The 25,302-nt window shown below is 63.2% G+C and carries 23 protein-coding genes and 2 pseudogenes; 7 read left to right on the forward strand and 18 right to left on the reverse strand.

The window, feature by feature from the left end:
• Positions 1-73: 73 nt before the first annotated feature.
• A complete protein-coding gene (locus tag CXQ92_RS05940; protein WP_104166069.1) occupies positions 74-697 on the forward strand; it encodes a PH domain-containing protein in 624 nt (207 codons plus the stop codon).
• An 8-nt stretch (positions 698-705) separates the two neighbouring features.
• Here the strand turns inward: CXQ92_RS05940 and CXQ92_RS05945 are convergent, their stop codons facing one another.
• The 3 genes from CXQ92_RS05945 to CXQ92_RS05955 all read right to left on the reverse strand — a co-directional run bounded on the left by CXQ92_RS05945 (position 706) and on the right by CXQ92_RS05955 (position 5,184).
• A complete protein-coding gene (locus CXQ92_RS05945) occupies positions 706-1,740 on the reverse strand; it encodes an ABC transporter permease (protein WP_104166071.1) in 1,035 nt (344 codons plus the stop codon).
• Positions 1,737-3,278 (reverse strand): ABC transporter permease, encoded by a 1,542-nt coding sequence (locus CXQ92_RS05950; RefSeq protein ID WP_104166073.1) that lies wholly within the window; start codon positions 3,276-3,278, stop codon positions 1,737-1,739. The genes CXQ92_RS05945 and CXQ92_RS05950 overlap by 4 nt, the downstream gene beginning before the upstream one ends.
• A gap of 142 nt (positions 3,279-3,420) precedes the next feature.
• Positions 3,421-5,184, reverse strand: a complete 1,764-nt coding sequence (locus tag CXQ92_RS05955; protein WP_306738437.1) for an ABC transporter family substrate-binding protein — start codon at positions 5,182-5,184, stop codon at positions 3,421-3,423.
• A 437-nt stretch (positions 5,185-5,621) separates the two neighbouring features.
• Between CXQ92_RS05955 and CXQ92_RS05960 the strand changes: the two genes are divergently transcribed.
• On the forward strand, positions 5,622-5,936 hold the full coding sequence (locus CXQ92_RS05960; protein WP_104166077.1) for a hypothetical protein: 315 nt from the start codon (positions 5,622-5,624) through the stop codon (positions 5,934-5,936).
• Between the two features lie 85 nt (positions 5,937-6,021).
• Here the strand turns inward: CXQ92_RS05960 and CXQ92_RS05965 are convergent, their stop codons facing one another.
• From CXQ92_RS05965 to CXQ92_RS05975, 3 genes are all read right to left on the reverse strand, one after another.
• Complete coding sequence (locus tag CXQ92_RS05965; protein ID WP_104166079.1) at positions 6,022-7,245, reverse strand: hypothetical protein; 1,224 nt, start codon at positions 7,243-7,245, stop codon at positions 6,022-6,024.
• Positions 7,246-7,434: 189 nt separating this feature from the next.
• Positions 7,435-9,129, reverse strand: a complete 1,695-nt coding sequence (locus CXQ92_RS05970) for a glycosyl hydrolase family 18 protein (protein WP_258069750.1) — start codon at positions 9,127-9,129, stop codon at positions 7,435-7,437.
• A gap of 147 nt (positions 9,130-9,276) precedes the next feature.
• Positions 9,277-9,933 (reverse strand): HNH endonuclease family protein, encoded by a 657-nt coding sequence (locus tag CXQ92_RS05975; protein WP_104166084.1) that lies wholly within the window; start codon positions 9,931-9,933, stop codon positions 9,277-9,279.
• A gap of 217 nt (positions 9,934-10,150) precedes the next feature.
• Here CXQ92_RS05975 and CXQ92_RS05980 point away from each other — a divergent pair, with 217 nt between their 5' ends.
• Positions 10,151-10,765, forward strand: a complete 615-nt coding sequence (locus CXQ92_RS05980; protein ID WP_104166086.1) for a DapH/DapD/GlmU-related protein — start codon at positions 10,151-10,153, stop codon at positions 10,763-10,765.
• A gap of 296 nt (positions 10,766-11,061) precedes the next feature.
• On the opposite strand, the gene CXQ92_RS05985 is transcribed toward CXQ92_RS05980, so the two are convergent.
• The 4 genes from CXQ92_RS05985 to CXQ92_RS05995 all read right to left on the reverse strand — a co-directional run bounded on the left by CXQ92_RS05985 (position 11,062) and on the right by CXQ92_RS05995 (position 13,039).
• On the reverse strand, positions 11,062-11,265 hold the full coding sequence (locus tag CXQ92_RS05985) for a hypothetical protein (protein WP_104166088.1): 204 nt from the start codon (positions 11,263-11,265) through the stop codon (positions 11,062-11,064).
• A gap of 254 nt (positions 11,266-11,519) precedes the next feature.
• On the reverse strand, positions 11,520-11,648 hold the full coding sequence (locus tag CXQ92_RS18850) for an excalibur calcium-binding domain-containing protein (RefSeq protein WP_219815684.1): 129 nt from the start codon (positions 11,646-11,648) through the stop codon (positions 11,520-11,522).
• A 161-nt stretch (positions 11,649-11,809) separates the two neighbouring features.
• A complete protein-coding gene (locus CXQ92_RS18075; protein WP_181033560.1) occupies positions 11,810-12,217 on the reverse strand; it encodes a hypothetical protein in 408 nt (135 codons plus the stop codon).
• A gap of 405 nt (positions 12,218-12,622) precedes the next feature.
• On the reverse strand, positions 12,623-13,039 hold the full coding sequence (locus CXQ92_RS05995) for a VOC family protein (RefSeq protein WP_258069752.1): 417 nt from the start codon (positions 13,037-13,039) through the stop codon (positions 12,623-12,625).
• A gap of 537 nt (positions 13,040-13,576) precedes the next feature.
• Between CXQ92_RS05995 and CXQ92_RS06000 the strand changes: the two genes are divergently transcribed.
• Complete coding sequence (locus CXQ92_RS06000; protein WP_104166092.1) at positions 13,577-14,626, forward strand: hypothetical protein; 1,050 nt, start codon at positions 13,577-13,579, stop codon at positions 14,624-14,626.
• A 109-nt stretch (positions 14,627-14,735) separates the two neighbouring features.
• Here the strand turns inward: CXQ92_RS06000 and CXQ92_RS06005 are convergent, their stop codons facing one another.
• Positions 14,736-15,686 carry a diacylglycerol kinase family protein gene (locus CXQ92_RS06005; protein WP_258069753.1) on the reverse strand — a complete coding sequence of 317 codons (951 nt, stop codon included), beginning with the start codon at positions 15,684-15,686 and terminating at the stop codon, positions 14,736-14,738.
• Between the two features lie 418 nt (positions 15,687-16,104).
• Here CXQ92_RS06005 and CXQ92_RS06010 point away from each other — a divergent pair.
• Positions 16,105-16,392: pseudogene (locus CXQ92_RS06010) on the forward strand (VOC family protein); the annotation flags it as partial.
• A gap of 782 nt (positions 16,393-17,174) precedes the next feature.
• Here the strand turns inward: CXQ92_RS06010 and CXQ92_RS17800 are convergent.
• The gene (locus tag CXQ92_RS17800; RefSeq protein ID WP_146067399.1) at positions 17,175-17,969 is read right to left on the reverse strand and encodes a hypothetical protein; all 795 of its coding nucleotides are present in this window, start codon (positions 17,967-17,969) and stop codon (positions 17,175-17,177) included.
• A 499-nt stretch (positions 17,970-18,468) separates the two neighbouring features.
• Entirely contained in the window at positions 18,469-18,765 is a 297-nt protein-coding gene (locus CXQ92_RS06020; protein ID WP_104166096.1) for a hypothetical protein, read from the reverse strand.
• 39 nt (positions 18,766-18,804) lie between these two features.
• On the opposite strand from CXQ92_RS06020, the gene CXQ92_RS06025 reads away from it, so the two are divergent.
• Both CXQ92_RS06025 and CXQ92_RS06030 read left to right on the forward strand, forming a co-directional pair.
• The gene (locus CXQ92_RS06025; protein ID WP_146067400.1) at positions 18,805-19,068 is read left to right on the forward strand and encodes a hypothetical protein; all 264 of its coding nucleotides are present in this window, start codon (positions 18,805-18,807) and stop codon (positions 19,066-19,068) included.
• A 237-nt stretch (positions 19,069-19,305) separates the two neighbouring features.
• Positions 19,306-19,488 (forward strand): NUDIX domain-containing protein, encoded by a 183-nt coding sequence (locus CXQ92_RS06030; RefSeq protein ID WP_104166100.1) that lies wholly within the window; start codon positions 19,306-19,308, stop codon positions 19,486-19,488.
• A gap of 949 nt (positions 19,489-20,437) precedes the next feature.
• Here the strand turns inward: CXQ92_RS06030 and CXQ92_RS06035 are convergent.
• The 5 genes and pseudogenes from CXQ92_RS06035 to ychF all read right to left on the reverse strand — a co-directional run bounded on the left by CXQ92_RS06035 (position 20,438) and on the right by ychF (position 25,281).
• Entirely contained in the window at positions 20,438-21,001 is a 564-nt protein-coding gene (locus tag CXQ92_RS06035) for a hypothetical protein (protein WP_219815685.1), read from the reverse strand.
• Entirely contained in the window at positions 20,998-22,920 is a 1,923-nt protein-coding gene (locus tag CXQ92_RS06040; protein WP_146067401.1) for a hypothetical protein, read from the reverse strand. The genes CXQ92_RS06035 and CXQ92_RS06040 overlap by 4 nt, the downstream gene beginning before the upstream one ends.
• 80 nt (positions 22,921-23,000) lie before the next feature.
• Positions 23,001-23,174: pseudogene (locus CXQ92_RS06045) on the reverse strand (transposase); the annotation flags it as partial.
• Between the two features lie 419 nt (positions 23,175-23,593).
• A complete protein-coding gene (locus tag CXQ92_RS06050) occupies positions 23,594-23,875 on the reverse strand; it encodes a pyrophosphorylase (RefSeq protein ID WP_104166106.1) in 282 nt (93 codons plus the stop codon).
• 320 nt (positions 23,876-24,195) lie between these two features.
• Complete coding sequence (ychF, locus tag CXQ92_RS06055; RefSeq protein WP_104166108.1) at positions 24,196-25,281, reverse strand: redox-regulated ATPase YchF; 1,086 nt, start codon at positions 25,279-25,281, stop codon at positions 24,196-24,198.
• Positions 25,282-25,302: the final 21 nt, after the last annotated feature.

The following is a 25,302-nucleotide window of genomic DNA, read 5'->3' on the forward strand; positions in this document are numbered from 1 at the left end:
TGACGGAGGCGCCGCGGGATCGCGGCCCCTCCTGGATTGCCGCGAGCGGCTGCCGTGCTGGGATCATTGAGCCATGAAGAGCTCGAAGGTGGCCGGGGCCACCGTGTTCAGGCCGCGGACCAGTCTCTGGTTCACGGGTGTCGCCGTGCTGGTCGCGCTCGGCGGCCTGGCCACCGTCGTCGCCGCGCAGGGCCCCGCCGGCCTGCTCGCCGGCTGGCCGCTGATCGGCGTCGCCTATGCGGGCTGGTGGCTGTTCTGGTACCCGGCGGTGGTCTTCGCCGAGGACGCCGTCACCCTGCGCAACCCCCTGGCGACCGTCCGGGTCCCGTGGTCCGCGCTGATCGATGTCGACACCAAGTACGCACTGAAGCTCGTCACGCCGCGCGGCGCGTACACCGCCTGGGCGGCGCCGGCTCCCGGGGTGTGGGGGACCCACGCCGGCAAACCGGAGCACGTCACGAACCTGCCCTCGACGAGCTACGGTCCCGGCGGGTCCGTCCGCCCGGGCGACATGAAGAACACCGACTCGGGCTATGCCGCCTACGAGGTGCGCACGCGCTGGCAGGCCCTCGTGGAGGGCGGCCGGATCGACGTCGACCACCCGGGCAGCGTCCACCTCCGCTGGAACTGGTCCTGCATCGCCGGTGCGGTCCTGCTGGTGGCAGCCGGCGCGGTCTCCCTGGACCTGGGCTCCTAGGCACCTGTTCACGCGGCTGCAGGCTTCCCTGATTCCTTGGCGCGGCTCGCGCTGAACTTCTTCTGCCGCGGGTCGAAGGCGTCGCGGAGGCCGTCGCCGATGAAGTTGATGCACAGGCAGATCAGCACGATGAACAGGCCGGGGAACCAGAACAGCCATGGTCGCGTCTGGAACGCCTCCTGGTTCTGGCTGATGATGAGGCCCAGGGAGACGTCCGGCGCCTTCACGCCGAAGCCGATGTAGCTCAGTGCGGTCTCGAGCAGGATGGCGGAGGACATGAGCAGGGTGGTGTTCACGATGATGACGCCCACCGCATTGGGCAGGATGTGCTTGAAGATGATCCGGGTGTTGGAGGCTCCGGCGATCTTCGCGGCGTCGACGAACTCGCGCTCGCGGAGCGTCAGGAACTCGCCGCGGACGAGGCGCGCCAGGCCGGTCCAGAGCACGAGCCCGAGGAACAGCCCCAGGAGCCAGATCTGCGCACCCGGGCCGACGAACCGGTTGACCGCCTCGCCGAGGGTCGCTGCGGCGAGGACCACGGGGATGATGATGATGACGTCGGTGAAGCGCATCAGCACGGCTTCGGGCCAGCCGCGGAAGTAGCCGGAGCACGCGCCGATGACGACACCGACGAGGCCGGCGAGGGCGCCGATGATGAACATGATGATGATCGAGTTCTGGGTGCCGCGCATCGTCATGGCGAAGTAGTCGCGCCCGATCGAATCCTGGCCGAACGGGTGGTCCCCCCAGCTGAAGGGGCCGGTGACGGTCGGTGCTCCCCCGTTGACCAGGGGGAGGAACTCGGTGTGGTTGTATTTCCACCACCCGGGGATGCCGGCGAACCCGACGGATGTGAAGGCGAGGATGAATACGACGGCGAACACGACGAGGCTGATGATCGCCCCGGTGTTGTCGAAGAACTTCTTCCGGACGATCTGCCCCTGCGACAGGCCCTTGGCCTCCGGCTCGGAGGCAGGACGCTCCGGTCCGGTGACGGTCGCGGCGTCGGTGTCGGGGAAGTCGGAGGGGGTCTGGATGCTCATGCTTTTACCCTTACGCGAGGATCGAGGACCGAGTACGCGATGTCGGCGACGAGGTTGAACACCAGCGCCAGGATGCCGGCCACCAGGAAGAAGCCCATGATGGGGTCGGGGTCCGTCCGCTGGAGGGCCTGGACGAAGAGCTGGCCCATGCCGGAGAAGGCGAACACCTGCTCGGTGATGATGGCGCCGCCGATCAGCGCGCCGATGTCGAAGGCCACGAGGGTGGCGAGCGGGATCAGCGCATTACGGAACGCGTGACGCATGACGACCGTCCGCTCGCTGAGGCCCTTGGCCCGGGCCGTGCGGATGTAGTCCATGTTCATGATCTCGAGCATCGAGGCGCGGGAGTAGCGGCTGTAGCTGGCGAGGGACGCGAGGAGCAGCGCGAGGGTGGGGAGCAGGAGGTGCGTGAAGGTGTCCCGGCCGTTGATCCAGAACGTCCCCTCCAGCCCGGGCGTCTCCGCGCCGACCGTGGCGATCGGCCTGCCGCGGACCCGCGGGTTGCTCACGTACGACGGCCACGTGACCATGAAGCGGTCCACGACGATCAGGAAGCCCATGAGCAGACCGGTGAGGGCCGCCGCGCGCATGCTCTGGCTGCGGTCGTACCCGCCCATGGCGTAGCCGACCCCCAGGCCGACGAGCACGGTGATGACCGCGAGGATGATGATCATCCAGATGGTTGCCGCGTTGAGGACCGGGTTGACGACGTAGTAGGCCACCAGGCCCAGGGCCACCATGATCAGCGAGGAGTACAGGGCCTTGCGGTTGCGGAGGCCGGCGGTGAGCAGGACGATTCCGAAGGCGATACCGACGCCGGTGACGAGGATGACGACCGGTCCGAGGCCGGGGTTGGCGAACCAGCCCACGAGGTCGAGGAGGAAGAGCAGCACCGCGGCGACGACGGCGCCGAGGACGAAGGCGATCCCCTTCCGTTTCCAGGACTTGCTGGCGAAGAGCGCCCAGATCAGTCCGCTCGCTATGGCGACGACGGCGATGGTGGACGGCGGTATGTCGGGATCGTCGAGGAAGTTGTTGAAGCCGATGGCCCCGAACTCCTTGAGCAGGACGGCCAGCCAGAAGATCGGGAGGGAGAAGAACAGGAAGGACATGAAGGTCACGCCGTAGTCCAGCCCGCTGTACTGGCGCAGCGCCGTGATGATGCCGAGCGAGATGCCGATGATGATCGCGAGCACCGTGGCGGTCGCCACGAGTGTGATGGTGTTGCCCATCGCGCGGCTGAGCGAGGTGGTGACGGCCTCACCCTGGATGCTGGACCCGAGGTCGCAGGTGGCGGCGAAGGGGACGATGCACTTCGCGGCCCCGGCGAGCCAGCCGAAGTACCGCAGGGGCGCCGGCGTGTTCAGGTCGAGGAGCTCGGTGCGCGCCTGGATGAGCTGATCCCGGTTCGGGGCGTTGCTCGCGCGCAGGTCCTCGAGCGGATCACCGGAGAGGGCGGTGAGCTGGTACACGACGAACGATGCGCCGAACAGGATGAGGACGGCAGTCACCAGACGCCGAACGATGTAGGTCACCATAGGTCTCAGGCCTCAAGTTTGAATCGGGTAGGGGTTCCCGTGTTGACGCAAATTCTAATTCAGTGACGCAGAAGAAGGCGCCGGGACGGGCGAGTCCCCCGTCCCGGCGCCTTCCTCGGTCGAGCGTGTTCCGGCGTCGGAACTACTGGACGACCTGCCAGTCCCAGAAGTTCCACCAGACACCGGTCTGGTTCGGCATGTACTCGATGCCGGTGACGTTGTCGCTGTAGGCGTCGACGCCGGGCACCTGGAAGAGCGGCAGTCCGTACTTCGAGTCCCAGATCAGCTTGTCGATCTCGATCTGGATCCTGTCCTGCTCCTCCGGATCCGTGGTCACGATGAGCTCGTCCATCAGCGCGTCGGCCTCGGGGCTCGAGAACCCGTTGAAGTTGGACCCGTTGGCGGTCTTGAAGATCTGCGGAACGCCGGACACGCCGACGCCCGAGTTGATCCAACCGAAGATGGTGGCGTCGTAGGTCCCGTTGCCGAGCGCGGCTCCCCAGTCCGAGGATCCGAGGCCGCCGTCGACGATCTTGAACCCGGCCTGGGCGGCGGATTCAGCGATCAGCGTGTACGAGTTCAGGCGGTTCGGGTTGTCGCGGTTGTACATGATGCGGACCTCGGGCGTCGCTCCGGCAAGGAGTTCCTTGGCGCCCTCGATGTCGACCTCTGCATAGGCGTCCGACCCGTTGTTCGCGGCGGTCTCCTCGTAGGGCTCCTGATCCGTGAGGAACAGCTGCGAGTCGAGCGGTGCGGCGTCCGGGTTGATCTTCTTGACGATGGTGTCCACGAGCTGCTGGCGCGGGACGGTCTTCATGAACGCCTCGCGGACGTTCTCGTCCTCGAACACGCCACTGAAGTTGAGGTCGAGGTGGTCGTAGGAGAGCTGGTTGCCCTGCTCCACGGTGACGCCCTCGAGGCCCTCGAGCTGCTCGACGGTATCGGCCGACGCCTGCGGGGCGATGATGTCCACCTCGCCGTTCTGCAGGGCCTGCACCTGGGCGGGGGCTTCACCGATGTAGCGGACGGTGATCTCGTCGACCTTCGGGATGGGGCCCCAGTCGTAGTCCTCGTTGCGGGTCAGCGTCATCGACTGGTCCGGCGTGATGGCGGAGGCGATGAACGGACCGTTGGAGAGGAAGAGCGACGGGTCGGTGGGGAGCGACTTCGTGTCGAAGCCCGTGTTCCAGAAGTCCGCCAGTGCCTGGATCTCGGGGCGCTCCACGGGAGACTCCGGGTCACCGGCGGGCGTCGTGTTGATGAGCTCGATCAGCGCATCCTCGTCGGCCAGGCCGCCCTTCTCCGCGAGTACGTGGGCGGGCGTGTCGATGCCACCCTCGCTCATCAGGCCGAAGGCCACCTCGTAGTCGGCGAAGGGCTCGGAGTAGTTCAGGGTGATGGAGCGGCCGTCCTCGCCGATCTCCGGGAGTTCGGTGAGTCCGAGGCCACTGGTGTCGCCCGCGTAGTCGAAGTAGGTGGCGCCCGAGACGACCTCACCGGCGTCGTCGGTGGTGGAGTCGTTGAAGTAGCCGGACTCGATGGCCCATGCCAGCAGCAGGTCTCCGCCGTCGACCGGTTCGCCGTCGGACCAGGTGACGCCTTCGTTGACCGTGTACTTGACGCTCAGCGGATCCTCGGAGAGGACCTCCATGGTGCCGAAGTCCTCGTTCTTCACGACCTCGAGGTCGTTGTTGATGTAGACGAAACCGGAGTGGGTCGCGTAGGCGATCTTTCCGTTGATGTCCACATTGCCTTCGGAGGTGCTCGAGTTGAACGAGCTGAAGGCATTGACTTCGACGACGCGGATGTTTCCGCCGGTTGCTTCGCCCTCGGTGCCCTCTTCGGTGGTTTCAGTCCCCGTGTTGGCAGCGCAGGCGCTCAATGCGAGCGCTGCGACAGCAGCCACTCCCACAGCTTTGGAAGTACGTCCGAAACGCATTCCGCCTCCTCTTTCATAGTGTGGTTGCGGCTTCAGGCGGTGTTGCATGACAGCCGGCACGTCACCCCCAGGAGGTGACGCTACTCACGTGACCAAAAGCCTAAGTGGACATTGTTGCCGACAGGTATCCCGGGGACGGGCCAGTTAGGTGTTGTTACCGAGCTGCAACCAAAGGTTCACAGGTAGTCCCCAGCGCGCCCCCAGCAATATATGGTCCCGGGGCAGGGGCCGCCGCGTCGGGATTCCCCGTCGGCAACGGGTCCTCGATCCCCGTCGCCGTCCGGTGCTTGATAAGGCGTTCGGCCCAGTGCTTTGCTAGAACGACGACCGCCGGGTCGATGCTAGATGGGCGCGGACCGGGCGGACCCCCTGTGAAGTGGCACGCGGTACGGACGAGGAGCACCATGGCCTGGCTGTTCGTGGACAAGCACGCCGCGGTCTGGGACGACGACGCGAACGTCCAGGCGGCGATCGGGGCCCTCAAGGCGCGCCTCGACGAGCATGCCGAGGTGCACCTGTCCATCCAGAGCAGGGGCCTGAAGGGTCCGGTGTTCGTCATCACCCGCGACACGGTGCTCAGTTCCCCCGAGCTCAACAACCGGTTCAACGCCGACCTGTTCGCCGAGCTCACGACGCCGACCGCGCGCAACAGCCCGACGATCCACTGGTTCTCGGACGGGCGCGGTTTCGTGTCGGAGACCACCAGCCGGATGTGGTGACGGCGTTCTCGGACGTCGAGGCCCGATGCGGTGGCGCTCAGCGCCCGGCGGAGCACCATCGGCACGCACTACCGACTGTCGCCGGTCACTGCGTCGCTGACCCGGCAGTAACGCTCGGGTCCGCCGAGGCGCCCACGCGGACCGGGGAGGCCAGTGCGGCACGGGCGACGGCGAGTATCGCCCGCCGTTCACCCCGGAGACGGTGCATGGAGGACAGCAGGAGATTCACATACCCGTGCCCGACCCAGTCCGAATCGTCCCGCAGGGCCTCCTCGACAGCCGCCTTCTCCATCGGGATGAACTCGAGGCTGCTCGACTCCCAATCGTCGGGGCCCATGCCGAACTTCCGCGCATGAATGAATGACGCATTCGTCCATTGAGTCTGAGTCAGGTTCACATGGCCCAGCAGCGCCCACTCATAACGGGTGACATCACAGACGAGGCTGTGGAACGTGATGCGCTCACGGATGTCCGGCTCCCCCTCGAGGTCTACACCCAGTTCCTCGGCAATCCCCCGCAGAGCCGTACGATAAGGATCCGGAAGGCCGTTCTTCAGGTCCTGGTCCACCAGCGCCATGCCTTCATTGACCGAGATGTGCCGGAGATTCCTGCCGCCGGAGGTCTTCCCGCTACGCCTCGTGAGAAGAAGCTGGTCATCCGCTGTCTCGACGGTCAAGTTGATGCCGAAGGAATTCGAGAGTCCGGGGAGCACGTCCAGGAGTTCCTCGCCCCGGAGTTCACCGCCTTCGAGGCCGGTCGTGAATCGCTTCTCCCACGCCGAGGCCACAACCTGGAAAGAGGCATAATCGGTTCTCGCGAAATGGAGCTTCAGCATCGGCAACTCCCGAGACGGTTCTCGGGAAACCTCGATCCTGCGCAGGGCGAGCTTCTCCGCATTCCACGCGCCCGGATCCCTTTCCAGGCTCTTCCGCTTCTCCTCGATGTCCTCTGCCAACTGCGGCGCGAGAGCAGGCCTCATTCGCGGGGGTAGCCTTGCGACAAGTGTGGCTGAGGACTCTGACGGCACCGTCCCGGTCTCCAGGTGCTCCGGACGGAATCCCTCCACGGCGAACTGCCGAACATAGATCTCGTGCTTCGCCGCACCGACAGTGAATGTTTCGGAGGCTCCAATGAATCGGGATTCTTCACGGCGACGGCGCCTCCTGTGGATTCTCCCGAAAGTCCGATACCAGAGTGGTTGAACGAATCGGCCCGAGATGTTCAGAAATTTCTCGGCGAGCACACCCGCAGAAGCGCTCAACATCAGCGCAAAGGTATAGGACCAGATTCCGGAGACCAATTCAGACATTGGGCTATCCTAGGCGATTCTGGGGTCTACTGGTCGGCTGCGCACTGCACCCACACGTGCCTGTACGTCGACCGGACCTCCGCCCACGTCCGGTCATTCATCTGTCCCACGAGGGTGCCGGTAATCCGAGCCGGCACGAGGCCCCAAGGTCGCTCGTCGGAATCGCCGGTGGAGTCCGCCACCCGGTGGTCATTCGTCCGCCGGTCTCCACGGGCCCCACTGCTCGACGCCGGGAACATCGCCGCTGGTCCACCACTGCGTCCGGTACACCTCGCCCTCGAAGATCACCCGGCGGCCCTCCGTGTAGACCTCGTCCTCGTCCCACGTCACGGGTGCGGCGTCCGCAGCCTCCTGGGCGGATAGTGAGGGTGCGGTTGCCGGCGCAGCGCCCGGAGCGGGTGTACCCGGTGCCGCTGTGGACGTACTGGGTACCTGGACCGCGGTCGCGGGCATCACCCTGTCGCGGGCCGGGCCCTGTGGAGCTTCGCGCAGCCGATCGGACAGTACGGTCAGGAGCGATCCGTCCCGGTTGCCCGCAAGGTCCCACCACATGCCACCGCCGAGGCCCTTCTCGAGGACGTAATCGCTCTTGAGGCGCACGGTTTCCGGGTTGTCGTAGCTCCACCACGTATCGCCGTCGAAACGCCAGGCCGCCCCGACCGTCGGGTCGGTGAACTCCTCGCCGACCTCCCGCAGCTCGTCGTAGTCCTCGAGGCCGGGCTCTTCGCCGCCCGGCGCCGGCCCGGTGGCTGCGCCCCAGGGCTTCGCGGTGTCGACACCTGCCCAGCCCCTGCCGAACGCCGCGAGGCCGAGGCCGAGCTGGCCGGGATCGATTCCGGCATCGAGATAAGCACTCACGGTCCGGTCCACCGAGAACCGCTGACTGTTCGGGCGCGGATCCTCCGGATCATCGAACAGGTTTCCCTGGTGGCCGGTGAGTCCCGGCTCCCACGTTCCCCACAGGTCGTAGCCCTGGATGTTCCCGAAGTCGAGGTACTCGAAGAGTTCGGGGTTGTTCCAGCCGCCGGCCTCGATGTCCACCGGATTGGCAGGAAGGAAGGCACTCAGGGAATAGGAGGCCCCCGTGACGGCACCGTAGGCGTCGAGCTGCTCACGGAATTCCTGCAGCAGCAGCCGGAAGTTCTCGGCGTCGTTCTCGGGGTCCACTCCGTTCCCGTCGAGCCCGTTGTCGCTGCCGGGCCACTCCCAGTCGATATCGATGCCGTCGAAGATGCCGGCCGCAGCCCCTGCGCCTCCCCTGCCATCGATGGTCGGAAGGTTTCCCTTGATATACAGGTCGATGCAGGAGGCAACGAGCGCCTTGCGGGAATCGTCGGTCGCAGCGGCACGGGAGAAGTTCTTCGACCAGGTCCACCCGCCGAGCGAGATCACTGCACGCAGCCCGGGGTTGGCGGCTTTCAGCTGCCGCAGTTGATTGAAGGACCCGGCCAGCGGCTGGTCGGCTGTGTCGCCGATGCCTGCAATGGAGTCGGCGGCACTGTAGGCCATTCCGTAATCCGCCCAGGCGTCGGAGGCGCCGTCGGAGCCGTCCGGACCGCTTCCTTGAGCCTGGTTCGCCTCGAAACAGGTGAGCGTCTCGTGGTGGATATTGCCGAAGGCGTAGTTGATGTGGCTGAGATTTCCGGCAGCACCCGAGTCCTGAAGGGACTTCATCGGGAATTGGCGCCCGTAGACCCCCCACTGGGGAAAGTAGCCGACGCTCCGGTACCCGTTGATGCGGGCCGGGATTGTGGCGGGATCCTCGGAACCGGCCCCCTCCGAAGGGTCCTGCAATGAGCAGGACGCAATGCCGCTGATTCCCAGCAGGGCGGCGACGGCCAGGACGCCGATCCGCTGCAATGGGCGCGGGCGCACTCGCTTCATTCGTTCCTCCGGCATGTGAGACCAGCACCGGCAGGCAGCGGCTCCATCAGGCTACGGTATGTCGCGTGCCGCGGGTGCGAGTCGGACGGAAACCACAGATAGAAACGCCCCGCACTCATTCGGAGCGCGGGGCGTTCTTTCAATAGGTCAGTACTTCGTGATGGTCAACTGTGAGACGGGACATTGGTCCGCGATACGGACGAGGGCCGCTTTCTCCCGTGAATCCACCGTCATTCCCCAGCGTGCTTTCACCGTCACCCATTGAGCGACATAGGAGCACCGGTTGAGCGGTGGCAGCCAGTCCTCGGGCCCCTTGGCCTGCTTCTGCTGGTTCAGCAGTGTGGTTTGGGCGTTGAGGGCGCCGGCATAGCCGATGTCGTTGTAGAACGCGACACGTCGGGCTTGGGTCCATTTCTGAGCGCCGGACCCCCATGCCTCGGCAACAGGGACGGTGTGGTCGATCTGCACGGTCTTCGCGGAGGTGTGCACCTTGTTGTCGAAGGTCGTGGTCCACCGTCCGGTAGCAACGGTGCAGTGACGGGCCGTCGTGTAGGAAAGCGCAGCCTTCGTCTCGGTGACAAGGACTTCGGCGCGAGTGTCCTGGCAATCCCTGTTCTGGTCGAGCCAGCCTCCGAAGTAACGGTACCGGTCGTAGCCAACGTTGTTCTCGTTCGCTACGGGGAGTGCCCGTGCCGCGGCGCGGAGATTGGTGGTGTAGCTGGCTCCTGCGTCGGCGGGAGCGGTAATACCGGTGAAGAGAAGTCCGGCAGTCAGGACAGCGATGAGCCCCGATTTGATGTTCATAGGTTCCCCAGAGTGATGGACGTCCCCAATGGACGCCTTTGGCAGTTTGCCATGATCTGTCACACATCGGATGGAACTGGGGTAACGCTTCCGTCTTTCCGGGCAGAACATGCACTTCGCACTCCGCGGCCCTTACCCGTCATCCCTGCGTAGGAGCTTCTGCCGGGTTCATATGGTTGCGTCCTGAGGGTGCGGCAAGGGCACGATATCGTTGCGCATGGCTGAAATTCCGGGTCTCGACGAGCTCCTGACCGCATTGAACGCCGGGGAGACGATCCCCGGAGGTTCACCGCACCATGAGGCTATGCACGCAGCGAGCCAGGAGTCGCTGCGCATCACCGCCGAACTCAACGGGCGGTACCACTCCCCCGAGGAGGTGCGCACCCTGATGAGCGAGCTGACCGGACGCGAGGTCCCCGCGTCCTTCCAACTCTTCCCGCCGTTCAGCGCTGACTTCGGCAAGAACATTCGCTTCGGCGCGGATGTGTTCGTCAACAGCGGCTGCCGGTTTCAGGATCAGGGCGGTATCGACGTCGGTGATGGGTCCCTCATCGGTCACAACGCCGTGATCACGACCTTGAACCACGACATGGCGCCAAGCCGACGGGCCGACATGCACCCGGCCCGCGTTGTGATCGGCCGGGGCGTGTGGTTCGGGGCCAACGTGACGGTGTTGCCAGGCGTGACGATTGGCGACGGGGCCGTGGTGGGCGCCGGTGCAGTCGTCACAAAGGATGTTCCCGCGAAGGCAGTGGTCGTCGGTGTGCCGGCAAAGCAGGTGGGCACGGTTCCGGAAGGGCGATTCCCCGGCCTGGGAGTACCTGTTCTGTAGGTTCGGCCACACCGGCGCAGCCTACCTGCGGACTCTGCCATATCAGCGGTAGAAGGCCATGGCTATGCCCGTCCAGCAATAATTATCCGATCCTGCAGGAGGGGATGGCACTCGCGCCGACGCGCCCTGCAGGCAGACCAAGAAATGCTGTGTTCCGCGGATACGGCAGCGCCCGATTGTGTCCGCGCAGCGCCCGCCCCACCGTCATGAGTCGCATCCTACGCCGTCACCGTTGCCATCGAACGAGGGGCGGCGGGCCGACACCCGGTCCAGGATCCGCGGAACCGTGTTCGGGCTCAAGAGCTCTTCGCCTCGACGCTCACAGGCGAAGAAGATCGCTGTGGTGCCGGCCAGATGACGATCATCGCCGTGGCCAACGGGCCAAGGATCAGCGAAAGCAGGAACCATATCCAGCGGGAACGGCCCTTCTGCTCGGCGAGGCCAGCGTTGACGATGGCGATCGAGAAGATGAAGAAGCCGATCGGGACGTACTCCTCCATGCGCCTACCTCACCTCGGTGCTACGAGTTGGCGGCGGGACGTCCTCGGGGCGCTCGGGCTTGCCCGCTGCCTTCCACTCGCGCTTGGACAGAGGTGTCCATCCCGCGGGGATAGCCTGGAGGTAGTCGCGATACTTCCGGCGACCCGAAGGATCCCAGAACCACACGACCTCGAGCAGTACTCCGAATGCGACTCGCGCTATCAGTCCGAGGATCTCGATCATCGTCGGACCCCGCCTGACTTCTCCCCCATCGTCATGACTCGCATCCTACGCCGGCGCCTTTCCCGTCGAAGACAGGACTAAACCCGGGGTCTCCGGCGGTGATTGTCGCGGCGCCGACTGCCGTCGCCTCGGTGCAGTCAGCGCAGGCGACCTCACTCACCGAGGCTGCAGAAGCCTCCGTGCGGGGCTGTTCAATGGCCGCAGGGTAGGTGCCTCGTCGACAGCCACCGGCTGCCCCTGGGCCCGGAGATCCGGATCATTGGTGCCGGGGCGTCGTGGGCAAGTACGCGATCCAGCTCGCCAAGCGAGCCCGCGTGCAGGTCATTGCGACGGGCCAGCCCGCGCAGCATCGATGCCGTGCGCGCAGCGGGCGCGAATCACATTATCGCTCACACCGACACGAACCTGCTCACCGCCGTCGACGGGCAGGTGGACGTGTTGCTGGACGTCGCACCGATCGATCCGCAGCACTTCACCGCGTAGGTGGCCGCCGTCCGCGACGGCGGTGTAGTCGTCAGTACCACTGCATTCAGGCCCACCCCCAGCGACGATGCAGAACGGGTGCGAGCGGCGACGGTGTTCGTCCCGCGCAACCGTGATCGGCTCGCGCAGCTGGTATCCCTCGTCGACGACGGCGCACACACCGTCGAAGTGACACGCCGGATCCCGCTCACGGAACTGCCCGCCCTTCACGCGGAAGCCAACACCGGCCGCATCAGGGAAAGTCATCGTCATCCCTGCGTGAACCACGGCGGGCCACAAGAACCGGATGAACATCCCAGCAACAGCACATTCACGATCGGTCACCGGGCGACTTCCGGTGTCTGGGTGAAACGTTCGTCGTCGTAGAAATCTCATTGTCGTGCTCAGGCGTTCAGGCGGTCCTGCAAAAGCGAGCGTCCGACAGCTGACGGACGTCCAGACGCCACTAGAAGAAGCGACAGCGCTGGTCCCCGTATTGCCTGCCCTGAGCCCGTCGTGAATCCTTCCTCAGTCGCAGTGAGTTTCAGGCCAGTCAGCCGTTTCTCCCCGCCGGACACGTGGTCGTGCTGAAGTAGACCCCAGCGTCCTCCAGCCTCGACTGAAGGATCAGGCGCTTGATGCCGGGCGGACGTCTGACCTGCGGGCAAACCGTCAGGTCGGATCGCTGGGCGGATTTTCCTGGAAGAGCGTGATCTGCAGACCCGCCGGGGCTTCGAGGCGTGCATTGATCGAATTCCACGGAGTGCGGGTCGGAGGTGCGATGAGTTGCGCGCCGCCCGACGTGAGCGTGTCGGTGGCCTGCTCGACATCACGAACTTCGAAGGCAACCCGCAAATCCGGGCTAACTTGCCGTCCCACTTCAACCGCGTCGATCATCGTGACCTGAGCTGGGTTGGAGATCTCGAGAGTGGCACGACCCACGTCGAGGATCGTGACTCGTTCACCGCTGTCACCGTGCACTTGTAGTTCTTCTCGTCCGCCCAAGACATCACGATAAAAGGCCACCGCGGACTCGTAGTCGTCGGCTCGAACGACGAGGCGCATTTGCAGGGGAGGATCAGTAATCACTGGTTCAGTCCTTCCGAGAAGGTGCTCGTGGGCGAGCTAGTCGGCCGTCCATGCTCCCAACACAAGTCCAGGCACGTCAATGGGATAGCCCTGCCCTCGGGTGGCAATGACTTCCCCGCCGTCGCATCAACGGTGCAGCCCTTCGTCATCGAAGTATCGACGAGCGGCGCGCGCTCCGCTCGTCCGTACTCGCCAGTGGCTCGGGATTCGCAATGCCATGTCAGCGGCGTGTCGCACATGATCCGTTCATTCACTTGCCCAGAGTAGTGATACCGAGCGTCCCCGTGAAGGATCCACCAACAGGATTGTTGGTGACACGCCAGCATGTCAGGAGGCGGCCTGGAGTCTCCGCGGAGCAAATGGGTGCGTCTTGGGCTATGTCGCGCCGGACGTTTGTGCCAGTATTTGCGCCCCTGATCCGAATTGCCTGGATGTGGCAAAGAAGGTTCTGGCTGCAGAAGCATCCTCGGTTGTCGAACCAGCAGTTGCAGAGCACCTGTTGCGCAGATACGGGCTTTCCTCCTTGGACTTGCAGGGGTGGACCAGCCGGCCTTGAGCAGCATCGATGATGCCGCTGTCAGGGAGGTCATCGGTAAGTTCTTCACCAGCCGCAATGCAGCGCTGGCACTCACCGGGCCTCTTCCTGCCGGCCTCTCACTAGGCCTCCCTTCAGGCGACGTGCAGCATCCTTCTGTCGCCCGTCCAATCGCAGACCTCCCGATGCCGCTCTGGTTCGAGTTGGGGGGCCCTCCCCTCGCTCTATCTTTCGAGGTCGAATCCGGAACTGAAGTGTCAAGGAACAGCGCTCTCGCGGTCGCGCAGATCGCGAGCCAACGAGCGCTGGACCAGTTGCGCAAACAGCAAGGAATCATCTACGACATCAGTCATCAAATCCTCGAAGCGGAAGGTGAACGCGGCATAGTTTGCCTCACCACCGATCCCCGAAAGAAGGACGCTGGACTAGTGCTTGGCGAGATCCGACGCATACTGAATGACCTCGCCGCTAATGGGCCCGACGAACTGGAACTGGATCAGCTCATAGATGATGTCAGGGACTTCGTGGCTGATCCTCGTTCCGCAGCTATCACCGCGACCGATGCCGCCCGACGCCATCTACTCGGCGAGCGGCTCATCAGCCCGCAGCAAATGATCATGGATACCGGCGCAGCCACCCGGCAGATGGTGCAGAAGGCGCTCACCCTCGCTGAGAAGACACTCATGGTTGGCATGCCCGAGGGCACATCGTCTTCGGATCCTTCCCTACGAATGCTCGGCAGCGAGAACCACGAGCCAGTGCCAGGGAGATCCTTCGAACGGAGCCTTCGGGGCTCCTTCCAAGGCGTCCCGTCAAAGGCCCGCCTCATCATTGGCGCTGACGGCGTCAGCCTCGTGGACCAGATGGTGACGACCATCCTTTGGGAGGACGTCCGGGGGCTCGAATACGCCCCACACGGGATCTCACTCCACGGGATCGATGCCGTGTCGCGGGAGCTGCAGCAGTCGTGGTTCGCCAAGGCAAACGAAGCATTTGCCCTGATCGAGCACCACGTCGAGGATGCCCTCACCTATCGGGTCGAAACTAGCTGACACCAGCCATAGGCTTCCACCCTGAAAGGATCACCCCGCACACCTTCCCTCTCCCCGCCCTGCCTCAACCAATGACGATATTCACACCAAAGACCGCCAACCGATGGTTTCACCCGAGAATGGGCAGGGCCTTGTGGATGCAGTCGATCGTGATGTCCGCCCCGGCCCTAACTTCTTTCACTTCGCCGTCGATCTGGTACGGCATGGGCTTCAGGGCTGAGAACCGGTACTGCTCGTAGCTCGGCTGATCGCCGAGACCTTTGGTCGAGGCTCGCAGGGCCGTGAGGAGGATCTTCCACTTGGCCATGTGAGGGAAGGTGATGACCTCGAACTTTCCATCGGCCGGGTGATCGTCGGCTTCGCTCAAGGTTGCGTACTTCGCCATCTGCGAGATATTAGCGAACACAAGGCTGTCGAACTTTCTTCGCTGGCCGTCGTTCTGCCGAATCTCGAACGGCTTGAACTTCGAGAAGGTCCGTACCACGGAGAACATCTCCTTGATCGCGCCCTTGCTGCCCTTTTCAAGGTCGATGGCCATGATCGGCGTCAATCCGAATCCGATGTAGGAATGCGCATGCACCGGCCCCGTGTCCGACTTCGCCTCGCGCTCCATGTCCTGATTGGTGTCCTGGCTGGTGTCCGGCTCGTCGATGCTGATCCGCAGCAGGTCAATCCGCCGGACCCGACCCTCGACGATCGCCGCCGCCAAGGGCTGGCGTCCCGTGACGCGGCTGTGGTCATTCGCGTTGCCCGCGGCCAAGACCGCACACACAGCATCATCGCTGCCGCTGGCCATCACTCCGTTGACGACCTCGTTGTACCCGCCGTCCCCACTGACCGACACAATCAAGGCATTCCTCGATGACGCGGCCTCACGGGCCAGGTCCACCGCGTGACCTGCGTGCTGGGTGGGAGTCAACCGGACATCGGTCCCGGGCAGCTTGATCATCAACTCGTCATGCAGCTCCCCGGCGAGCTTCGGAGCATCCCCGGTACTGTTGGGGTTGAAGATGATCGTGATTACGTCGAACTTACGCGGTAACTCCAGCGGTGCCTTCATGGATGCTCTCCCTGATCGTTCATGCCAGTAACAGTGCAATCACAGCGTCACTACTCCGATAATAAGTCGCCTTCCTATTCTCGGGCATGCCTTCTCGGCCATCGGGGCCAGATCGTGTGGTGTACTCGTGATCAGTTTTGCCCTGCTGCGGCGTAGATCCTCGCTTGGGCTGTGGCGCAGGTATGGGTGGCTGCTGGAATCGGCGGTTGTCGCTTGGAGCACTCTTGCCGCTACCCAGAGCAACCTCGGTCCGTCCGAGGGTTCCGATGCCGAGGAAGTCATGTTCGCGGTCGCCTACTCCATGTGGCCCTCACTCGGTCTCGGTGCCATCGTGGTGGGGCAATTTCTGGCTGTTGATCGGTCGTCAAACCGCGCGTGAGCGAATGTCACTGCCCCAAAGGCATGGGCGCGTGTAGCGGACCTATCAGCGGTCAGGCTTCGCTCATCCATGACTGAGGTGGGCAACCGCAAGCTCGCCTTTCAGCGGGTCGATCACCTGAAGCGGACGACCTGGCCCTCGCCTGACGTGCCGATGCAGCTGCACCTCGATCTGACCGTTCCCGACCGGGCATCACTTGAGCATCACCATTCCAGGGCGCTGGAATTAGGAGCAGAGCTCTGCTTCGATCGAACAAACGACCCGGACGAGCCCTTATACGTCTACGCCGATCCAGCCGGTCATCCGTTCTGTATCTTCGTAGCCTGAGCGACGAAGAACAGTCAGCGGGTCCGATGAAGGATCGGCTGGCGGGCAGGGCGTCGAGCTACTTGTCGGGGGGAAGGAAGGCGAGAATGGGGCTCAGAAACAGTTGACGCCGTGCAGCCCGGGCCAGACGGGATTCACGCTATCGCCGCGCACAACTAGTGATCCCCCGCCGACGCCCCAGGACAACGTGTATAGGCCTCTCTCGATTGGACGGATGCCGTCGTCTCCGAACCAAGAACCACTGCGCCAGCCGATACCCCAAGGTGATACTGAGTAGACCTGCCCTTCACCAGCCATGAGGAATGACGCCTCTCGCACAACGGCCCGACACCCATCGGGTCCCATCGGCCTCAGGATCGTGTAAGTCGCCTCATACGCGGCATCGCCCATGAAGGCGAGCACTGACCCGGCGACAGCCAGTACTTCGGCTGTCCGCAAGAACAAGCTTGTTAAGAGGCGTATTTGCGGAGATTCCAGACTTTCCGGGTCGACCCGAATTCTCCGGCCAATGACCGAAAGCACGACTGAGATACCGCACAAAAGGCTGCCAACGTTCCAGGGCGGAAGAACCAAACCACCAAAGACGAGAACGAGCCCGCTCCAGCCCAACGCGATGAGCAGGATCGCGAGCAAACTACAAATGACGGATGCACAACGAAATCGCCACCGGGCAGAATGAACGGCGACACTTTGGTTAGACCCCATCACTGAAGCCTAGCTGTCGTGCTTCAGGTAAGTGAGGTCGAGCTTTGCTCCGTTGTGGGTGTGGGTGAACTGCCTGATCAGAGCGCAGGTGCTCGTAGGAGTTGTGCCGCCAGGTCAGCAAGCTCATCCTGCAGGACCCCATCGGGCTCGTCGTCGCCTACGGACTGCACGGAGGCGATGAGGCCGTTGCCTCGAGCGTTGACTGAGAGCATGTACTGGAAGTTGTCGGGCCCCAGTTCCTGTGTAATGAGAACGGCGTATGACTCATCTCCAATCAGGTCCTGGTCAAGCTCATCGATCGTCGTCACAGTCTCACCGGATGAGGTGAAGGAAGCGCAACGTTGCAACTGCTCCCGGGTGCCGGTGAAGTCGCCGGCCGTTGTCGTCGCGGTGGCACTCTCCAGGAGACCCGCTGAAAGGACGGATCCCCAGGGATCGGCCACGCCGGTTCCGATCACGCCCTCGCCGGCGAATTGATTCACGGAGCCCATATTTCGTGCGGCAATGTCTTCACACTCTGCAGGATGAACGCTTCCATCGGCCACGATCTCCGAGGCCGATTCGAAACCCGCACGAGTCAGCTCTAGTGGAGCGAGTTGCAGGGCGCTACCTTCCGTGTCCTTCAGCGCAGCGACTCGGCGTTCAACTTCCGACAGGTCCTCGTTCTGAGGCTTCCTCGGTGCGCTGGAACTCTCACTAGGAGATGCGCTCGAGTTTTCGGTCATGGCCTCGATCGGGTCATCTGCGGTGAGGGTGCAACCTGTGAGAAGTGCCAAAGACAGAACAGTGCATGGCATGACGAATGACGCTTTAATGTTGGGTCCCCCTTCGACCGCGAAGTCCTTCACGGATATCTTCAGGATAGTGGTCAAACCGTTCGACACCCCTTGAACAGTCGGCTCACAGCGCTGCGCGACCTAGTTGGGTTTTTCCGGCAAATCAGGTGATGGTTCTCTGGACGAGGGTATGGGCGAGGCGATAGGAGTCGGTGCCAGGCTCGATGATCGTCCCCGTTGAACGTAAGGCGATCCTTCAGCGGGCGCTTCGTCACGGAGTTAGGATCGCCCGAAGAGCGACTGTGAGTGAGGAACACCATGGATAGAAACCCGATGGCAGGGCACTAGATGGAGACTTGCTGGCGGATTCGCGTTGGTCCTCTTTCTTCTCCTTCCTTTCGTATGGGCATTTTTTTCGATCCTGCCAGTCCTTGGTACCGGGTCATCAGATCGGTACACGGAATAGTGACTGTCCTCCTCGTCGTGTCCTTGGTCCGTGACGTCCGAGCCCGCCGTGCTGTTCGCTAAAACACGATCAGCCGCGGCCAGAGTGATCCGGAGCAGAAATACAGAGCTTAGAGCGATCCGCTGGCGGTCATCGGCGGTCGCGGGGAGGGACATGATCTGGCCAGGTCTCCCCAATCCCTCCCGGTCCGTACACATTCTCGACGAACCTGCGGACCTCCGCGACGAGCTCTTCTCGTGTCATGCGGGCCGCATCATCCGAGGTGATTCCTCCCGTCCCGGACGTGACCCGCCGGACGCTGAAGCCATACGTTCCATCGGCTGGTCCGTTGAGCCACGCGAAGTCATAGGACAAGGCCCCACCGGGCTGTCGTCTTTCACTGACGCGGAACACTTCGTGCTCGACCGTGACGTCAAAGGAATCCATCCGGTGATCCTAGGACCAGTTCCTGCACACTGAGGCGGTATGGGAAGACACTGGATCAATGCTGGCCTGGTGGGGGTACCACGGATTTTCGTCGCGGGAATCATCTCTCTCTTCCTGCACCCTCAACTCACCCTCACCCTCGAAGACGTGATGGACGGCGAATACACCGGAAATGACGTCACCACCGACGTCGTCGAGATCACCGGCACGACCTATGGCAGCGAAATCAAATGCGTCGAGACTTACAGCACAGCGGAAGCCCACTGCTACCGCTTCCGAACCCACGCAGCGGCGACAGAGTAGGAGTCAACCCGTGAGGACGGCTTCAGTGTGAACTACTTCGTCATGGACTTCGCCGGCAAGGAAGCATCCGAGGACGACCAGCGGTTCGCGATCCAGGTCCTGGCCGGTATGTGGAACGACTACGAAGGCGACATCCCTGCCCGCTGACCAAACGTTATCCGGTTGACTGTGACAGTGCTGACAGAGGCCCCGAACGGGTCGGTGAGGTGCACAGCAAGAGGTCCGTTGAGTGAAGCGGTGACCCGTGAAGTCCAGAAAGTTGTTTGCTATGTCGTGCAGGAGGGGCACCTCCTCGTGCTCACGCACGACGCATTACCCATGACGGAGGCCGGCGTCCAAGTGCCGGCCGGCTCCATCGAACCCGGAGAAACTCCGGAGGAAGCCGCGGTCCGCGAACTCTTCGAAGAGCGGCATTTCTAGTGATTCAGGCGAAGAACTTACACATTGAATCTGAATTCCACCACGTTCCGTAGCCGAATAACGTCTGAGCTCACCGTGGTTCGTCGGCTTCGTGGTCGATGCCCTGTCCAGCCAGCCACTGCTGGTCGACTCCCCCACATCCCGACCAGCAGGGGCTGAACGGCGTGCAGCACAAGTTGTTGCGGCCCTGAAAGACTGCTGCTTTCGCCGCAGCCGGGTTCAGAGGGAGCACCGCTTCAGAAGACCCTCTGCTGAGAGCCGGCTCCAAGGCTGAGCCCACAGCTTCCGCTAGCTCGCCCACTAAATCGCGCGCCGCCTGCTCCAGCCAGGCACGTTCGAACCTGCGTCACACCCTCGGGAATCTGATAGACCTGTAGGGTCCGAACCGCTGGAAAAGTGAGGCCGCTCACGGACCGGCACTGACGCTCAAAAAAGGGTTCGTGCCGCTGAGGACCGGCCCTTGAGGCCGCTCCGTACTGCCGGTGTCGATACAAGGTGAAAGTCGCCCTACAAGGCCGCATACATCCTCAGGGCATTAGCCTGGAACCTCGATCCGAACACATACGGCAGACGCATGGACAGGCGCGATACATGCGGGAAACTCAGTTCCAAAATGTCCGCGACGGTGTGTCCACGTTCGATGCACGGCCCACGGAAAACACTGGGCCCGAACGCGGGTAGATCACGCCTGCGTAACGGTACACAAAGGACGCTGGCCACGCTGGCAGCCAGCCTCCTTCTCCAATTATTAAGAGCAAGTGCAAAGAATCTCCCTGGGTGCTTACTCGTTGTCCACGCGGTTGGAGGCGATGAATGTGTGGTTGTTCATGCGCATGCTCCCTTCTTCGAATGGTGTCGATCGCACGGTTGAGTTTGCCGTCTCCGGGGCCCCACTAGTAGTGCTGTTCGAACTCATTGCAATTGATGGGGTCCTTTCCATCCCCCGCCTTTAGAAATCGCCGCCCGGGTAGATGCCCTCGGGCAAAGTGAAACACGCAGATCCCGATGCGATACGGATTTCGTTCGGGGACAATCCTTCGGAGACGAGGTGGCTCTCCCCTGGAGCAGGCGGGTCGATCTGGATCCGATAGATTTCATCTTCGTTCCTATCGACTTCGTCCCTATCGACGGATATTTCGGTTCCGTTCGCCCGGTAGTGGGCTTCGATGGTTTTCACGATGGGCTCTATCTCGGTTCCTTCGGCGACCGTGACCGTGGTTGAAGCAGCCCAGTGGTGCTGGGTCTCGTTGCAGGACAGAAGCGTGCCCGTCTGCTGTTGATCGATCGAGAGAACAGCGTCTTCCGGGATCAGTGCGGCGATCTCCCGTTGCATGGCCTGGGTGTGGGCTTTGGCTTCCTGCCAGGTGAGTTCAGCTTCCATCGGTTCCTCCTGTGTTTGAGCAGCCGTTGGCTCAGGTGGCTCGGTCGGATCTGCGTTTGGGTTTCCTGCACAGCCGGCAAGCCCGATCAGACCCACCAGCAACAACGCCATGGCATCGCTTCGCGCCCTCATCGAGTCACAGTTCTCAGCATTTTTTCGAGCGCTTTCATGTTGTCCTCGCTGTCGGTGGCGATGAGGCTGTGGTTATCCATGAGGATGTTCCCTTCTTCGACGCTGTTGATCGCACCGTCGAGTTCGTCGTCGTCGGGGCCGCGGTAGTAGTTCTGGTCGAACTCGTCGCGATGAATCGGGTTGTTCCCATCCCACACAACCCCTCTATTCGTGAAGGGGTTGGTGACTCCCTGACCGTGGATGAGCACATCGTAGTAGTACAGGTTCGAGTATTCCGTAGTCGGCTGGGGTTCCCAGTCCGGGAGCATCCCGGCCCCGGCGAGGGAAATCACTTTGTCATACCGGGCTCCGGCGACTTCGGAGCTGGTGACGTTTGTCAGGCCCCAGCTGTGTCCGATGCCGGTTTGTTCGGCACCGTTCAGGTAGGGATCCGTGCGCATCCCGGACTCGAAGGATGCCAGTTGCTGCCCGGACGCGCGTGCAAGGTCCTGATCGTTCGCCTCGCCGATTCTCCCCATGTTCGGGCCGCCGGCTGTGTCCTCCTCTCCGGGGAATCGCCCATCCTTGTAGACGAAAGCTACCGTCCCTGGCGCCTGTCTCCTGAGGTATTTCGACACCTGCTGTACCCCGCCGGTGTAGAAGCTGTTCATTCCGGTGAATGTCCCCGGAACGTAGGTGATCACGTGCCGTGTGTCGGGCTCTGGAGTGCCGATCATTTCCACAATCCGGGATCGATCCCGGTCGTAGAGGTAGAGCTGGACGTCCCCGGCTTCCACCTGCTTCAGGTATGCCACCGCATTCTGCAGAATCTCCGTTCGGTTCGGGTCGTGGCGGGCTTGCCCGGTCCCCGACAACTTCAGGGCTGTTTCCAGATCCTTCTCCGCCGCACGGAGCAGGCTTGGCGCGTTCAACTGGTTGGCCCGTACCCTGGCCAGTGCGGGCATCCCGTCCAAGGCGCCGAACATCGCCGGAGCCGCAGCCAGCAGAAGCTCCTGCCGCTGCGAGACGCCGGCCACGTCCGCGGCGGTGCCGGCCCCCGTGTTCATGCCCGCCCACCAAGCCCCGATCGTCGACGGATCCATACGCTGAAGGGTCTGCTGCCATCCGGTCAATGTTGCCAGCGCTTTGATATCCGCCGGCGTCGCAGTGGACAGATAGCTCAGCAGGGCCGCATTCGATAAGGACGCCGGTACGGTGGCAAGCACAAGGACGTCGTTCGATACCGTCACCTGACCGACATGTCCGCTGCCACCGGCAGCACGGAACATCGAAGCGATGTCGGAAAGCCGGGTCGCGTCCTGCTGGTTGTCCTCCAGGAACCGCCGCAGCCCACTACCGACAGCATCGAGATCAGAGTGCGCCCAAGAGCATTCCCGCTCGAACTCTGACGCTGCTGCACCGACTCCGTCAGCCGCACTCCGGGCTGTGTCGTCTTGGATCCTGAAGGTCGACACCGCGGAGTCCAGGGTGGCAGGGTCAGCGGAACTCGCCCCGGCAGTGCTTCCGCTCGCCCAGGCACGCAACCCCTGCCGTGCAGTGTCCGCGTTCACCGACGGACGGTCGGTCTCCTCCGTGGACGGGCGCGGCTCCACATCCACTGCGACACCACTGCCAGCGCTCGCCCACCCGGCGGCAAGAACCCACGCCGTCAGCTCACTCAGGCGACGCTGCTCGACCTCCGCGGCGCTCTTCGCCTTCTGGACCTGACGTGCGACATCGTCCAGCATATGGGCCAACTCTGAACGGGCCGCCCGTTCAGCGGCAACGTTCTCCCGGAAACAGTCCGCGAACACGCCCCGGAATTCCGCACAAGCCGCCGTTGAAACCGACTCCCGTCCGCCGCGTTGATCCTGCAACGCACGTGCCGCATCTCGACATGCGCCGATCAGACGATCGGCGACCCTCGTATCGAAATTCATTCAAACTTCCTCAGACAAACGAACAGGCACGCGCCACGACAAACCCAACCCAATACGGCTTTTCGGACATCGGGTGGGGGTCATTGTTCGAGGCCGCCGGCGGCGAGGAGCATGCGGAGCCGGTAGTTGCGGCGATTGCGGTAGCCTCGGGCGAGGCGACGGTGGCGTTCGATGATGCCGTTGATGGCCACTGTGCCGCCGTTGTTCGCGCGGTGGGTCGTGAAGTAGGCAAGGAAGACCTGACGCCAGCGCCGCCCGCCGCACCGTGCCCGCCACCGCGTAGTCGAACCGCCCACCATGGGAGGCATCCGATTCCGGCAACAACGGCATCTCCACGAAATTGGTCACAACGAACGCCCCCCAGACACAGAAACAACAGCAAGAAACTAACAGGAAGAACCACTACATCCGCCGGGCAGAGACCCACACGGGAAAAGCACGAAGAAAAGAGACCTGCAACAAGAAGAGACCTACAAGAAAAGAGACCTGCAACAACCACGACCGGCGGAGGACGCCCCCGCACACGGCAGAACAACCCAAAAAGACCCGCTCTGCGAAAACCTGGTCAGGAGATGCCAGCACCGGGAAGGCTACTGTCTCGATGACGATCCGCTGACCGCACCACTCCAGCACGTGGCACGATCAGCGGGACGTCACTACGAAAGGCTCGTGCTCAGGCGCCGCCGCCGGCGGAGAAGATGTCCTGGGAGATCTTCTGCAGCTGCGTGCGCAGCTCCTCGAGCTCCTGCTTCGCCTTGTCCAGCGCCGCCTTCGTCTCCGGCCACGTGGACCCGCGGAACTGCTGCGCCAGCGGCCCGTCCCAGATATTCGGGTCCGACAGGATCCTGCCCTGCGCATCAAGCGCGGAGATCTGATCGGTGAACCCACCATTGATGATCGACTCGACCTGACCGATAGCAGCCTTCGCTTGCTCGGTAGACAACACACGCGACATGAAAAATATCCTCCCCCAGAGACCACCGCTTCAATGCCGGATGAAAGAATCACCGGCGAGCGGACGCTGATGACCCTACCAATACCAACCCGGTGAATCTAGACCGGCAAGAACGACCACACGTTCAGGTCCACGAATCCTCATCCTCCTGACAGATTGCCACGTGTAGAACCGAACGCTCTCAACTCGGCAGGAACACCCGTACGCAGAGTAGTGAAATGAAGCACATCCGGGAGGCAGGAAAGCCTCACCCAATTCTACGAACGAGGATCAACAGGCCCCCTGACCCGGTGAATTGAGCCTACAAATCAGCCACACAATTACACATTAAATCGGAACTCCACCACGTCGCCGTCGGACATGACGTATTCCTTGCCCTCGATGCGGACCTTGCCGCGGGACTTGGCCTCGCTCATCGAGCCGGCGTCGATGAGGTCCACGAAATGGACCACCTCGGCCTTGATGAAGCCACGCTGGAAGTCGGAGTGGATGACTCCCGCGGCCTCGGGCGCCGTCGCACCCTTCTTGATCGTCCAGGCCCGACTCTCCTTGGGCCCCGCCGTGAGATAGGTCTGGAGGCCGAGGGTGTGGAAGCCGACGCGGGCGAGCTGGTCGAGGCCCGACTCGTCCTGGCCGTTCATCTCGAGCATCTCGCGGGCCTCGGCCTCGTCGAGTTCCACGAGGTCGGCTTCGAGTTTGGCGTCGAGGAAGATGGCGTCGGCGGGCGCGACGAGCTGCCGCAGCTCCGCCTGGCGCTCCTCGCTGCCGAGCACGGCGTCGTCGACGTTGAACACGTAGATGAAGGGCTTGGCCGTGAGCAGGCTGAGTTCGCGCAGGTGCTCCATCTCGAGCTTGTCGCTGGTGACCGAGGCGAAGATCGTGTCGCCGCGCTCGAGGACGGACTGCGCGGCCTGCATGGCGGTCAACTGCGCGGCCTCGCGCTTCTTGATCTTCACTTCCTTCTCGACGCGCGGGATGGCCTTCTCCAGCGTCTGCAGGTCGGCGAGGATCAGTTCGGTGTTGATGGTCTCCATGTCGGAGCTGGGGTCCACCTTGCCGTCGACGTGGATGACGTCCGGGTCGTCGAACACGCGGATGACCTGGGCGATGGCCTCCGCCTCACGGATGTTCGCCAGGAACTGGTTGCCGAGGCCCTCGCCCTCGGACGCGCCCTTGACGATGCCGGCGATGTCCACGAAGGAGACGGTCGCGGGCAGGATCTGCTTGGACCCGAAGACCTCGGCGAGCTGCGCCAGACGCGGATCGGGCAGGCTGACCACGCCGACGTTCGGCTCGATGGTCGCGAACGGGTAGTTCGCCGCCAGGACGTTGTTGCGCGTCAGAGCGTTGAAGAGGGTTGATTTGCCGACGTTGGGCAGTCCGACGATGCCGATAGTAAGAGCCACGGGAGACAAGTCTACCGGTGA

Source organism: Arthrobacter sp. SX1312, from assembly GCF_002929295.1.
Lineage (GTDB): Bacteria > Actinomycetota > Actinomycetes > Actinomycetales > Micrococcaceae > Arthrobacter_D.

What these genes read in the sequence shown, in the direction of transcription:
- CXQ92_RS05940 (WP_104166069.1), top strand. Translation starts at nt 74, where the DNA reads ATGAAGAGCTCGAAGGTGGCCGGGGCCACCGTGTTCAGGCCGCGGACC.
- CXQ92_RS05945 (WP_104166071.1), bottom strand. Translation starts at nt 1,740, where the DNA reads ATGAGCATCCAGACCCCCTCCGACTTCCCCGACACCGACGCCGCGACC.
- CXQ92_RS05950 (WP_104166073.1), bottom strand. Translation starts at nt 3,278, where the DNA reads ATGGTGACCTACATCGTTCGGCGTCTGGTGACTGCCGTCCTCATCCTG.
- CXQ92_RS05960 (WP_104166077.1), top strand. Translation starts at nt 5,622, where the DNA reads ATGGCCTGGCTGTTCGTGGACAAGCACGCCGCGGTCTGGGACGACGAC.
- CXQ92_RS05965 (WP_104166079.1), bottom strand. Translation starts at nt 7,245, where the DNA reads ATGTCTGAATTGGTCTCCGGAATCTGGTCCTATACCTTTGCGCTGATG.
- CXQ92_RS05970 (WP_258069750.1), bottom strand. Translation starts at nt 9,129, where the DNA reads ATGAAGCGAGTGCGCCCGCGCCCATTGCAGCGGATCGGCGTCCTGGCC.
- CXQ92_RS05975 (WP_104166084.1), bottom strand. Translation starts at nt 9,933, where the DNA reads ATGAACATCAAATCGGGGCTCATCGCTGTCCTGACTGCCGGACTTCTC.
- CXQ92_RS05980 (WP_104166086.1), top strand. Translation starts at nt 10,151, where the DNA reads ATGGCTGAAATTCCGGGTCTCGACGAGCTCCTGACCGCATTGAACGCC.
- CXQ92_RS05985 (WP_104166088.1), bottom strand. Translation starts at nt 11,265, where the DNA reads ATGGAGGAGTACGTCCCGATCGGCTTCTTCATCTTCTCGATCGCCATC.
- CXQ92_RS18075 (WP_181033560.1), bottom strand. Translation starts at nt 12,217, where the DNA reads ATGACTTTCCCTGATGCGGCCGGTGTTGGCTTCCGCGTGAAGGGCGGG.
- CXQ92_RS06005 (WP_258069753.1), bottom strand. Translation starts at nt 15,686, where the DNA reads ATGAAGGCACCGCTGGAGTTACCGCGTAAGTTCGACGTAATCACGATC.
- CXQ92_RS06020 (WP_104166096.1), bottom strand. Translation starts at nt 18,765, where the DNA reads ATGGATTCCTTTGACGTCACGGTCGAGCACGAAGTGTTCCGCGTCAGT.
- CXQ92_RS06025 (WP_146067400.1), top strand. Translation starts at nt 18,805, where the DNA reads ATGGGAAGACACTGGATCAATGCTGGCCTGGTGGGGGTACCACGGATT.
- CXQ92_RS06035 (WP_219815685.1), bottom strand. Translation starts at nt 21,001, where the DNA reads ATGAGGGCGCGAAGCGATGCCATGGCGTTGTTGCTGGTGGGTCTGATC.
- CXQ92_RS06040 (WP_146067401.1), bottom strand. Translation starts at nt 22,920, where the DNA reads ATGAATTTCGATACGAGGGTCGCCGATCGTCTGATCGGCGCATGTCGA.
- CXQ92_RS06050 (WP_104166106.1), bottom strand. Translation starts at nt 23,875, where the DNA reads ATGTCGCGTGTGTTGTCTACCGAGCAAGCGAAGGCTGCTATCGGTCAG.